The sequence below is a fragment of the Cyanobacterium sp. uoEpiScrs1 genome (genome assembly GCF_947331815.1).
Classification (GTDB): domain Bacteria; phylum Cyanobacteriota; class Cyanobacteriia; order Cyanobacteriales; family Microcystaceae; genus Rippkaea.
The window spans coordinates 2443781-2455949 of record NZ_OX373462.1 but is presented as its reverse complement, the minus strand read 5'-3'; the positions used below and the strand labels follow the sequence as shown (position 1 = coordinate 2455949).

At 34.9% G+C, this 12169-nt stretch carries 12 protein-coding genes; 4 read left to right on the top strand and 8 right to left on the bottom strand.

Going from position 1 to position 12169, the window contains the following annotated elements; all coding sequences use genetic code 11:
* Positions 1–404 precede the first annotated feature (404 nt).
* Complete coding sequence (gene csaB, locus OXU93_RS08510) at positions 405–1445, bottom strand: polysaccharide pyruvyl transferase CsaB (RefSeq protein WP_267383769.1); 1041 nt, start codon at positions 1443–1445, stop codon at positions 405–407.
* Positions 1446–1530: 85 nt separating this feature from the next.
* Between csaB and OXU93_RS08505 the strand changes: the two genes are divergently transcribed.
* The gene (locus OXU93_RS08505; RefSeq protein ID WP_267383767.1) at positions 1531–2031 is read left to right on the top strand and encodes a CRR6 family NdhI maturation factor; all 501 of its coding nucleotides are present in this window, start codon (positions 1531–1533) and stop codon (positions 2029–2031) included.
* Positions 2032–2071: 40 nt separating this feature from the next.
* On the opposite strand, the gene OXU93_RS08500 is transcribed toward OXU93_RS08505, so the two are convergent.
* The 6 genes from OXU93_RS08500 to moeB all read right to left on the bottom strand — a co-directional run bounded on the left by OXU93_RS08500 (position 2072) and on the right by moeB (position 8912).
* A complete protein-coding gene (locus OXU93_RS08500; protein ID WP_267383766.1) occupies positions 2072–3007 on the bottom strand; it encodes a serine hydrolase in 936 nt (311 codons plus the stop codon).
* Positions 3008–3092: 85 nt separating this feature from the next.
* Entirely contained in the window at positions 3093–4529 is a 1437-nt protein-coding gene (ffh, locus tag OXU93_RS08495) for a signal recognition particle protein (RefSeq protein WP_267383765.1), read from the bottom strand.
* Between the two features lie 664 nt (positions 4530–5193).
* The gene (gene minE / locus OXU93_RS08490) at positions 5194–5463 is read right to left on the bottom strand and encodes a cell division topological specificity factor MinE (RefSeq protein ID WP_267384870.1); all 270 of its coding nucleotides are present in this window, start codon (positions 5461–5463) and stop codon (positions 5194–5196) included.
* A 27-nt stretch (positions 5464–5490) separates the two neighbouring features.
* Positions 5491–6291: a septum site-determining protein MinD gene (gene minD / locus OXU93_RS08485; RefSeq protein ID WP_267383764.1), complete on the bottom strand. Its 801-nt coding sequence runs from the start codon at positions 6289–6291 to the stop codon at positions 5491–5493.
* Between the two features lie 77 nt (positions 6292–6368).
* Positions 6369–7202 carry a septum site-determining protein MinC gene (minC, locus tag OXU93_RS08480; protein WP_267383763.1) on the bottom strand — a complete coding sequence of 278 codons (834 nt, stop codon included), beginning with the start codon at positions 7200–7202 and terminating at the stop codon, positions 6369–6371.
* Between the two features lie 537 nt (positions 7203–7739).
* Positions 7740–8912, bottom strand: coding sequence for a molybdopterin-synthase adenylyltransferase MoeB (moeB, locus tag OXU93_RS08475; RefSeq protein ID WP_267383762.1), 1173 nt, complete (start codon positions 8910–8912; stop codon positions 7740–7742).
* Between the two features lie 242 nt (positions 8913–9154).
* Here moeB and OXU93_RS08470 point away from each other — a divergent pair, with 242 nt between their 5' ends.
* Entirely contained in the window at positions 9155–10540 is a 1386-nt protein-coding gene (locus OXU93_RS08470; protein ID WP_267383760.1) for an MFS transporter, read from the top strand.
* A gap of 184 nt (positions 10541–10724) precedes the next feature.
* On the opposite strand, the gene OXU93_RS08465 is transcribed toward OXU93_RS08470, so the two are convergent.
* Entirely contained in the window at positions 10725–11195 is a 471-nt protein-coding gene (locus tag OXU93_RS08465; RefSeq protein ID WP_267383759.1) for a M67 family metallopeptidase, read from the bottom strand.
* A 231-nt stretch (positions 11196–11426) separates the two neighbouring features.
* Here OXU93_RS08465 and OXU93_RS08460 point away from each other — a divergent pair, with 231 nt between their 5' ends.
* Both OXU93_RS08460 and OXU93_RS08455 read left to right on the top strand, forming a co-directional pair.
* The gene (locus tag OXU93_RS08460; protein WP_267383758.1) at positions 11427–11750 is read left to right on the top strand and encodes a phasin family protein; all 324 of its coding nucleotides are present in this window, start codon (positions 11427–11429) and stop codon (positions 11748–11750) included.
* Between the two features lie 20 nt (positions 11751–11770).
* On the top strand, positions 11771–11929 hold the full coding sequence (locus OXU93_RS08455; RefSeq protein ID WP_267383757.1) for a hypothetical protein: 159 nt from the start codon (positions 11771–11773) through the stop codon (positions 11927–11929).
* The last annotated feature ends 240 nt before the right edge of the window (positions 11930–12169 follow it).

Below are 12169 nucleotides of genomic sequence, written 5' to 3'. Positions count from 1 at the left end.
AAACAAATATGTTTATTAATTCTAAAATAAATACTCATTATCTACAAAATAACTTCTTATTCAAATAACACAAAATATTAAATTTAGTCATTATATCAATATTGAAATTTTTGAGGACAACATATATATAACAAAAATATTTTTAGGCTAGAATTAATATTCTAGTATCTTCTTAATTGACATTTACTCTAATTTAGAGCGAACAGTATTGGCTACCTTTTAATAACTCAAAAATAAAGTTATTGTTTTTCATTTCTCTAATATTTTTAGGAAAATAACTCTAAAAAATACATTTTACACACTCTTGATGTTGCCCATAGTATAGTCATTTTGAATATATTCTATGATCCTATAGCTACCTATTAACAATAGATAGGTAAGTCGATGTTAGTAATTCTCCTTCATCACTCATAAATCTGTTTAAAGATTTCCTTGTGCATCAAAGCCTTATCCACTAGAGATTTAAGGTGATGGCGGTCTATTGTTTTTCCATTAGCATAAAATTCTGACCAAACGGTACTAACAATACTAGGATCGTCAGGAAGTTCAGTTAATTTCCATCCAGGTAAATTGATTTCCTCCATCAGACGGCTGACTTTAGGATCATAGCTCAGAGCAAAACATCGAGATCCTTCAGCGGCTGCCATAATGAGACTATGAAGACGCATTCCAATAGTCATTTCCACTTCCCGAAACAATCCCTTTAATTCTCTAGGATCTTCTAGGCAAATAATCTGGGAAGAACCAGGTAACTGTGAAGCAAGTGAATTTGCAATTGATAAGTCCTGGGAAGCTTGGAAAGGAACTAATAACAAACAAACATGAGTAGCTTTTTGAAAATCAATTAGGGCTTTAGTTAAAATTTTCAATTTTTGGGGAGTCAATTGAGGATGTTTCCGTAAATTAACCGCCACTATAGGAGTAGATATATTTACTAATTCTAGGGTTGATTTCCTTGTTAAAGCCCAAACTGGATCAGGGGCAATTAAAGGATTTATTTGCCATTGAGATACTAATTTAGCCGAAGCCCTATCTCTTACACTTACAGCTGTACAGCCCAAAAGAGCGCGGCGAGTTAACCAACGGGTAAAAGGGCGTCGTAAGGGGCCAATTCCTTGAGCCCAAGCAATAGTCTTTAAACCTTGTTGTTGAGCCAAGGCCATTAATGCAGCATAGTAAATGGGACTTGTCCAACTTGTGACATCTTGCATTAAACTTCCCCCACCCCAAATAAACAAATCTGAGGCTTTTAAAGCTTTTAAAACTGCACAAACTGAACGATTATGACAACTTTCAACCCCATAACGCTCATGAGTCTGCTTTGGGTTTGCTGAAAGAACAATAGGCTGTATTTGAGACGGAAGCATCTGCAATAAAGAGACCAATAAAGCCTCATCGCCACCGTTTCCTTGACCATAATAACCACAAATAACCGCTTTTTTCATCCTTTAAAGTCGGTGTTTATACTAATTTTATGATTCTATACTAGACTACGATAGATCAGACAGTATTTGACGAGACACTTAAAAAATGACTTATAGGATTATCTTACAACCAGACCATCTAATGCAATTGGATTTATCTCCTGTAACTACTATTATTGAACCAATTTTGATGAAAACAGTACAATCAAAAGCTCACCAGAATGAGATTATCTCTTATGAACAAACTATAAATTTTGAAATTAATTATCCTCGTGATTCCGATGATCCTAGAGAATTATCAGAAATTCCTGAGGTTCGCCTGTGGTTTATTCGCCTAGACTCAATTTATCCCTGGATACCTTTTATTTTAAATTGGAAAGAGGGAGAATTAGCCCGTTATTTTGCGATGTTAGTACCCCATCAATTTAGCCAAACTGAAGGAATTCAATACAATCCAGAAGCTCTAGAGATTTTTGTTATGCACAAACTATTCATCTTGTCTGATTGGTTAAAATATAGAAATATTCCTCATATTACTCGTCTCCAATCAATGGCGAAAATGTTTGGCTATGATTTAGATAAAGATTTTTTTCGATTAATTTACTAAACTTTTTTTAAATAATCTCCTTGACCGATGGCGGGACATTCTAAAGATGAGCTATTGCTTTCACTATTTCTTGAGATATAAAAGGAATAATCGCCTTATTTTTACTATTTTGTCCTTCTGTAAAAATCACTAATAAATAGGGTTGACACCCAGGAATTTGAATATAAGCTGCATCGTGGCGAACTTGACTAGTCCAACCTGCCTTTGACCATAATTGGGCATTTGGAGGTAGCCCTTCTCCTAAAAAACCAATAACTTGGTTTTCTTCCTCTGTAACCTTGAAATCTTTCGAGGTTAGATTTCGCTTGAGTAACTCCATCATCTGTTGTGACCGTTTTGAAGAAACGGCTACTCCACCAACAATACTATATAACAATTGGGCAACAGCATTAGTAGTTAACATATTGCGGTTTTCCATCATCTTCCCTACAAATACTCGTTCTCGACCGTAAGGACCATCACACCAGGTTTTTTGATTGACATTTATAGCAGCTAGTCCTTCCCATCCCAATGACTTAAAATAACGGTTAATAATATTTCGTTGACGTTGCCAAGTGTCAAAGGGATCAGCAGATAATTCTGGCCCACTTGTAGTTCCTGTTAATACGTCAACTACCAAACTCGTTGCATCATTGCTGGAATTGACAACCATATCCCGAATGGCACGGTTTAATTCCTCTGACTCAGGGGTCATTTTTCCTTCTAGCCATTCATGAATCGCCACCAAATAAAATAGTTTGACAATACTTGCCGGATATATACGTTCAATTCCCCTGTAACTAAATCCTCTGACGGAATGTTTCCAAAATTCCTCGGCAGAGATTGCTCCACCCGTATTTGCAATCACTGGAGAATCATAAACAATCCAAGTTAATGCTAATTGATCAGGAGTTAACTGAGGAAACTTAGACCATGTGGCTTCTAAAGTCCGATTGCCAAGTTGTTGTAGGATGTCGTCTGATTTAAAAAAAGCCATTGTAATCACTCTTCTATATCCAATAGATTCCTTGAGGCTGTTTCAAGGTGAGTAATGCCCACCTTAGAATATTTTTTACTGTTATTTAAAGCTGACCAAATCCTTTTTTCTTCTTGATTCTTTTTTTCTTTTTCTTCGTACTACCATGACCGCGAAATCCCGGAGGTGTTTGGCTACCAATTCCTCCAAACATTCCACTACCTATGTCGGACATAGATGGCATTCCTCCCTGTCCCATCTGCTGCATCATACTCCGCATACGGGTAAAATTTTTCACTAGTTCTCCTACTTTAGTTTCAGAATGTCCTGAACCCCTGGCAATACGACTACGACGACTAGGGGACTTAGCTAATAAATCAGGATTTATACGTTCTTCAAAAGTCATAGAACTGATCATCGCCTCAGTTCGCTTAAGTTCAGTTTCTCCTTTTTCAATATCAATATTATTAAGTTTATTCATTCCTGGAATCATCTTTAAAAGACTTCCCAATGACCCCATATTTTTCATTAGGCGCATTTGTTTAAGAAAATCATTAAAATCAAATTGAGCCTCAAGAATTTTTGACTGCATTTTTTCTACATCTGCAATATCGATTTCTTCTTGGGCCTTTTCGACTAAGGTTAAAACATCTCCCATATTTAAAATACGAGATGCCATGCGATCAGGGTGGAATGGTTGTAGTGCTTCTACTTTTTCTCCAACTCCAATAAATTTAATTGGTTTTCCTGAAATTTGACGAACTGATAGAGCTGCTCCTCCACGTGTATCCCCATCCATTTTCGTAAGAATTGTACCGGTAATACCAATCTGTTCATGGAAAGTTCGAGTTAAATTAGCAGCTTCTTGACCGGTCATGGCATCTACCACCAAGAGAGTATCATCAGGTTTTATACTGTCTTTGATGCGGACTAATTCTAGCATCATACTTTCATCAATTTGTAGTCGTCCGGCGGTATCAATAATGACAGTATCGAGCCCCATTTCCTTAGCTTTTTCAACTCCTTGATGAGCAATATTAACAGGGTTCACTTTACTTCCTAGTTCAAAAACAGGAACATTGATTTGTTGTCCAAGGGTAATTAATTGGTTGATAGCTGCCGGACGGTAGACATCGGCAGCTACCATTAAGCAACTACGCTTTTCTTTACGGAGATAGAGGGCAAGTTTAGCGGTAGCAGTAGTTTTCCCCGTCCCTTGTAACCCAGCCATTAAGATAACGGTTGGAGACGTTTCAGTTTTGGCAAGGGAGGCATTACTTTCTCCCATCACCCTAACTAATTCGTCATAGACAATTTTTATAAGTTGTTGACTAGGTTTAACCCCAGCAATAACCTCTGCACCTATGGCCGCTTTTTTTACATTTGCGATAAATGTTTTGACGACTTGAAGGTTAACATCTGCTTCTAATAGAGCACGGCGTACTTCTGTAAGAGCATCTTGAATGTTGGTTTCAGTGATCTTGTCTTGACCGCGTACTTTTTTCCAAGCGTCTTCTAAACGTTCGGCGAGAGCATCAAACATAAGGTTTTGTTCTTGTGAAGTTTATAACTAATTGTGACTAATCAAAGATAGTTTCCATTTATTTTAAATGGGGGTCAGGCTCTTCATTAATCTTATAAAGTTCATTCCATGGCAGGAATAACAATCTTATTGAAGATACCATTATTTCAAAGACTTTCTACTATTGTTTATGTTAATAATTTGATTCCTTACTTAAGATTTTAAGGAGTTTATTTTGTCGTTGATAATAGACCATAGATTTATTGTACGGATCGTTGATTAATAACTAGACTAGTATTAAACTTTTTAGACTTCTAAGGAAGTTTTTATTTCTAAAAGATTGTCGACTCTTTTCTACAAAAGAATATAGCCAATTTAGATATGATAATTTTATTTTAAATCAAGAAAAAATTACTTAAAATTTTTGACATAACTCGAGCTCTTGTCCGAACGGTCACCATACAATAACACGAAAAATATCTAGAAATCCGTACAATAATTAAACAACTAAAAAAACGACAATTAATATCAATAACTATATAGAAAAAACACAGCAGGTCTCCTCTCTCATATACTTTATTAAAAGTATGTAACTGTCATTGACGGATTAGAAGATAAACTCAAAAAATGTTTAAGATAAGAAAAATAAAGAAATAGCCAAGGTGGCTAAAAATTTTCCTCAATCTTATTGTCTTCGATTTATTCGACGAATAGGTAAGTTAGCGATAAGGGCTGTAAATCGTTGATCGCTCTCTAAGACAAACTCCATTTCCTCAGGATCAATATCTACATATCGACTAACAACTTCTAGGATGTCCTTACGCATAGATTCAAGTATTTCTGAACTGAGTCCAGAACGATCATGGGCAATGACTAATTTTAATCGGCGTTTGGCCTCTTCTCCACTTTTGGGAAGACTTTTCCATAGGGAAAGTTTTTCTAATAGCTCAAAAATCATAGGTTTAATTTGTATAGAAAGGACTTAATTACCAAAAAAGCGACGACGAATACGAGTCATTAAATTATCATGAGCTGCCATCAAATCCAGATAAGGGACTGTTTGACCTTCTAAACGTCGGGCAATGTTATTAAACGCCATGGCTGGAATAGAAGGCGGTTCTTCTAAGACTAAAGGTTCTCCCCGGTTAGTCGAGACAATAATCCGTTCGTCATCAGGAACAATTCCAATAAGAGGAATCACTAAAAGATCAATAATATCTTCGACGCTGATCATCTGATTGAGCTTGATCATTTCTGGTTTAACTCGATTAACTATTAAGTGTATTTTTTCGATCTCCTCACTTTCTAATAATCCAACTATTCTATCTGCATCCCGAACTGCAGCCATTTCTGGTGTTGTTACAACAATAGCTTCTTTGGCAGGAACTACAGCATTACGGAAACCCATTTCAATCCCGGCTGGACTATCAATCAGAATATAATCAAAATGGCTTTCAATTTGTAGTATCAGCTGTCTCATCTGATCAGGACTAATAGCTTCTTTTGTCCTGTTTTGTGCTGCTGGTAATAGTACCAAGTTAGGTTGACGTTTATCCTTAACTAGGGCTTTTTCGATAGAACATTGTCCTTCCAAAACATCGATCGCAGTATAAACGACTCTTTGTTCGAGTCCAAGGAGTAAATCTAGATTTCTCAGTCCAAAATCCGCATCAACTAGAGCAACTTTGTGCCCCAAACAGGCTATGGCTAATCCTAAGTTAGCAGTAGTGGTAGTTTTACCAACCCCTCCTTTACCGGAGGTAATCACAATAATACGACTCATGGTTTAATATACAATTTGAATGTCCGATGATAATTTGACTTTTATCGATATTATGACGAATTATTAGTTTTTTTGCTCTACTCTTTTTTTTCATATTGTATTATGTCGGTCTTGTTAAAATTTGGAGCTGGTTTCAAACGAATGCCTTCAGAAGTGATGTAGGCAACTTCCGGATTGAAAAATTCAGGGGTTCTCGAAGGCGCTCTAGCAACTAACTCGGCAATACGTAATTGAGTTGGTTGCATTTGCAGTGCCATAATGCAACACTTCGAGTTCCCTTTAGCTCCCGCGTGAGCAACTCCTCGTAAATATCCCCATATCAAAATGTCACCATCAGAGATGATTTCTCCTCCAGGGTTGACGTCTCCCCGAATTATAATACTCCCAGGATGACAAATAGTGACTCCTGAGCGTACCGTTGTTTTTAGATAAAGGGGTTCAGCTAAAGGATGTAAAGTCAGATTTTTTTCAGAAAACAATGGTTGTCTGAAAACTTTCTGCTCTACTGAGTAGCCAGCAATGGCGGCCGCCACAGCGGTTTGACGGCGGCTAGTATGAATACTGCTAAGTTTTAGGTTAACAGTTTCAATAACTTCCCCAATACTTTGTAATTGTCTACTATCCAGCAAACGATTTTGTACTACTAAATGTACTGACATACCAGACATCCAGGCTCCTTTATGATAGGTCAGACACTGTTTTATTTCCTGAAAGATTTTCGTCCAATCTTTCAAAGGATCTTTTTCTTTTTTGTTTATATTGGGTAGTATTAGTAAAAGTTTTTTTCCTTCACTCTTTAAATGAACTTGGGAATAAACTCCAGAAAAAGAAGAAGACAGTTCGGTTTTTATATCTTCTGAAGAAATATTTGACTTAGTATTAATCGATTTAAAGCTTGGCTCAGTAGTCATTTGTTTAAAATTTGGAAAATTCAAGTTCAAGCTTAGCATTAAGCTGTCAAAAGAGTCAGACTAATCTCTCAATAGAAAATTGGCAGTAGGGATAGATAAAAATATTATCTATATCTGAACATAGTTAAATTAACTAACACTCTTAGTATTTATTTTTTTATCCTCATCAAAGCAAATAACCTTTATTTTTGTTAACTTAGAATAAAATATAACTTCAATAAAATTTGTTAAGAAATTAAATTTGTTATTAAGTACTTAACATATTAGAGGTTTAATAGTAAAAATTATTGTTTACATTAACAAAATAAATAATGAATAGTATCAAAACACTAATAAGAAATTAAAGTATTATGTTAGACTTACTATTTCTTTGACTATTAGTCAAAAACAACTATGTTTTTTGCCTATTTATCTACTAGTCAATCCTATACAAAAATTTTATCACAAATAATTTTTACAAAAAAATACCTCTAAATTACAAAGAGGCAGATAACTTAACTACTATTTAACTAATATATTTGTAAAATAATACTAATATTAGTATTGAGGAACATCAGGATCTACTTCTTGACTCCAAGCTATAATCCCACCTTTAAGATTAGTCCCAACAATTCCTTTTTTCTTGAGAATCCCTAGTGCTTTGGCTGACCTTACTCCACTTTTACAATGGACAATAACTTTTCTATTTTGTGACAATTTACGAATTTTGTTTATTCCTGTTCCATCTTCAATATCCGCTAAAGAAACTAAGACTGATCCTGGTATTTTAGCTATTTCGTATTCATTAATATTACGAACATCAATTAAGACAAAAGCATCTGTAGCACTATCGAATAAGTCCTTTAATTCCTTAACAGTAATCTCAGGAATAATCGCCTTCTCCTGCTCCTCTACTGCTCGTGCTTGAGGAATTCCACAAAATTGTTCGTAGTCAATTAACTTATTGATTATTGGCCGTTCAGGATTAGCTCGCAATTTCAACTCACGGAATTTCATATCCCAGGCATTGTAAAGCAATAAACGCCCACTGAGAGTCTTTTCCGCTCCTATAATAATTTTAATAGTCTCAGTAGCTTGAATCGTTCCGATAATACCACAAAGTACTCCTAAAACTCCTCCTTCTGCACAAGAGGGAACCATTCCAGGAGGTGGCGGTTCAGGATACAAGTCGCGGTAGTTGGGACCCCCTTGGTAGTTAAAGACCGTTGCCTGCCCTTCAAAACGAAAGATTGATCCATAAACATTAGGTTTATTGAGTAAGACACAAGCATCATTAGTTAAATACCGAGTGGGGAAATTATCTGTTCCATCGATAATGACATCATAAGGCTTAAGAATTTCTAATGCATTTTCTGAAGACAAGTGAGTCTCATATAAGTCTACTTGACAATAGGGGTTGATCTGCAAAATCCGATCTTTTGCAGATTGAATTTTCGGTTTTCCTACCCAAGACGTCCCATGAATGATTTGACGTTGTAAGTTAGAACTGTCAACAAGATCAAAGTCAACAATTCCAATACGTCCAATCCCTGCAGCTGTTAAATATAAGAGCAGAGGAGAGCCGAGTCCCCCTGTCCCTACACACAGAACACTAGCTGCCTTAAGGCGTTTCTGTCCATCTAATCCTACTTCGGGAAGAATAATGTGACGAGAGTATCGTTGAAACTCTTCTTTATCGAGTTCGATTTCTTGTAAATTGGGATTTAGCATAGGCGTTGCCCGACTAATTACGCGTCACGTCTGGTTTCTTATAAATGGGAACTTGACGAAACATTGTAACAGATATCTATTCAACTAATACCTATACATAGGAAAACCTTAGCTCATACGCCTGTTCTATTAATTAAAATTAACATTTATTGGCTTGACTATTCAAAGACTAAATTTTTTTATGCTAAAATCATAGGTTATTTTGATAAACATTTGATATTTAAATCAACTTAAAATTACTCATGATTGGTCAGGAAAAGACACTAACTTTTCGTACAAAATTTTTTTATGGGATTGGAGAATTAAGCGGCTCTCTTCCCAGTAATATTTTAATTTTCTTTTTTCTATTTTTTTTAACAAATGTAGCTGGCTTAAGTCCTAGTTTGGCAGGATTTATGATGTTAGTAGGGAAGATATGGGATGGGATTAATGATCTAATTATCGGTTGGCTAAGTGATCATACTCGTTCTCGTTGGGGAAGACGCTATCCTTGGATGTTATTTGGAGCAGTTCCTTTAGGAATAACTTCTATCTTATTATGGGTAGTCCCTCCCACCACTAATCAGATACTTTTGTTGATTTATTATGGGCTAGTATCTTTTTTCTTCTATATATCTTTTACGGCAGTTCTTTTACCTTACGGAACTTTATCTGCTGAATTAACACAAGAGTATGACGAACGTACAACTTTAATTAGTTTTCGTTCAATTTTTAGCATTAGCGGCAGTATTTTTTCTTTGATATTGGCACAAATAATTTTTATAAATATTGATAATATAAAACAACAGTATTTGTTCTTAGGGTTGATTTGTGGTTTGTTATCGGTATTGGTAGTATATGTTAGTGTCTGGGGAACTTATCCTCACTACTATCAAGTTCAAAAAAAATACATAAAAACCGGTAAAACTTCTGTGCTCTCTTTGAGAAAACAATTGTGTTTAGCATGTAGCAATCGTCCCTTTTTATATGTGATGGGTATTTATCTTTGTTCTTGGTTAAGTATCCAGATTATTGCAGCCACCCTTCCTTTTTATGTAATTAATTGTATTAATTTGTCAAAAAATCACGTTACTCAAATGGCTATCGTGGTTCAAGTTACAGCACTATTTATGTTAATTTTTTTAGACTTTATATGCAAGAAAACTGAAAAGAAAATAATATATTTTTGGGGTATTCCTTTTATGTGTTTTGCAGGGCTAGGACTGTTTTTTTTGCAATCAAAACAAGTAGTATTATTGTATATTCTTGCTATCATGGCTGGTATAGGAATTGCAACTGCTTATATTGTTCCTTGGTCAATGTTACCAGATGTAATAGATTTAGATGAGTTAAACACTGGGGAAAGACGAGAAGGTATTTTTTTTGGAGTGGTGGTACAGTTACAAAAAATTGGAGTTGCTTTATCTATGTTTTTTGTTGGGCAAGTTTTAGATTGGTCAGGGTATATACATTATGGCGAGGGAGTACAACCAGAGTCAGCTTTATGGGCAATTCGGGTCATTATCGGACCTATCTCCACAGGAATTTTATTCATGGGATTGATTCTAGCCTACTTTTATCCAATTACTCGACAAGTTCACCAAAAAGTATTACTTAAACTTCATCATTGTCATACATATGACAAGTAGTTTTGCGAAGATATTTCATTAAGTTACTTTGAGCTATAATCAACTGTAAACTGTCAATAAACTGTCAATTATTTTTTAAATAAATGGAGATTAACTTCAGTTAACTTATTCCTAATAATAGATAATATTTACTGCAGTCAAATAACTATAGACTATCATATTTTGAATAGAAAAAGATTTAATTTTAATTAAAAATTTTAATGTATTCAGGTTGAAAATTTCTTGTGTTATCTAATTGCCAACTCGTAATATCGTTAACTTGATTTGAGGTAACCGAAATAATGATATAGGAATAATCATTCCAGGCAATCATTCGATCAAATTCTGAAGGGATAGCTAGATAATCAGGATGAGAATGGTAAATGCCAATAATCTGTAACTGACGATTACGCGCTTCCTTTTGTATTTTTACGAGTACTGATGGGGCAATACTAAAACGATTTTTTTTGCTTAAATGTTTTTCATGGTTATTAATGGTATTGGATGATTTTTTATTTTCCCCAATAGTCCAAGTATTTTTTGTTGGAAAAACTTCAATTATTTGCTTTTTATTATCCTTGGCAGTACCAAGAAGTAACCCACAACACTCTTCCGGATAAATTAAAAAAGCGTGATTATAAATCTGATTTAAGTGCTTTAAGCTTATTAGAATCACAATGTTCAATTTGAAGTTGAATTAGAATTATTGCAGTATAACTAAAAAATTTTTATGATTTTGCTCCCTAAAACAATTATTAATTCATTATTTATATTGACTTACTTTACTTAGTGTTAACCTTCACTATAGAGGTCAAGTTGTCAGAGATTTTGGTATGGTTGAAATCGGTGAGTCTCTTGGCTACCAGTCAGAAATATGGAAGTGTAATTTTGGAGGTAATGAAAATTTATGGATAGTAATGACTGGGTGAAACAGTTATTGTTAGTGGGGATTGGCACAACCTCACTAGTTGCCGACAAAATTAAAGAAGTCAGTGATCAGTGGGTTAAAGATGGCAGAATTGACTCGGAAGAAGCTAAAAGACTTGTTGAGGAGCTGATGCAGAAAATTAGAGCAGGACAAGGTAACTTCGAAAGTACTATAGAGCATCAACTGCGAAAAATACTACAAGATTTAGGTGTTCCTCGTCAGTCCGAAATGGATGAGTTGCGCGGTCGAATTGATCGTTTAGAACGTCAGATTCGAAATTTCGAAAATAAAATGTGGCGTTAAATAAAACCAATTAGCTTATTATGGTGATGACTTTGCTAAAAACGCCGGATATAATACGGGCTATTATCAAAAATAAACTTTCAATAATGATGGCACACAATACAGGAATATTAGAAAATGGAAAAAATTTGGCAATTCTGGTTACCATGGACTATATTCTCTCTTTGAGCTTAGTCTAAAAAAATAGTTAAAGGATAAAATAGAGAGGTAATGAGCATAAACGCAAGAAACCTCTTTCTTAATTTAAGATGTAGTATTACTGCAAGTAAGATGAAATTTGTCTTTTAAATAAGCAATTTAAATATTTTCAGACTAAATCTTCATCCATTTTTTATAATTGAAGAGACGTCTAGTTAACGTCTCTTCGTTGCTATTTTTTCGGAAGGGTACATACAGAGAGTTATTCTTGATTTGTTTAC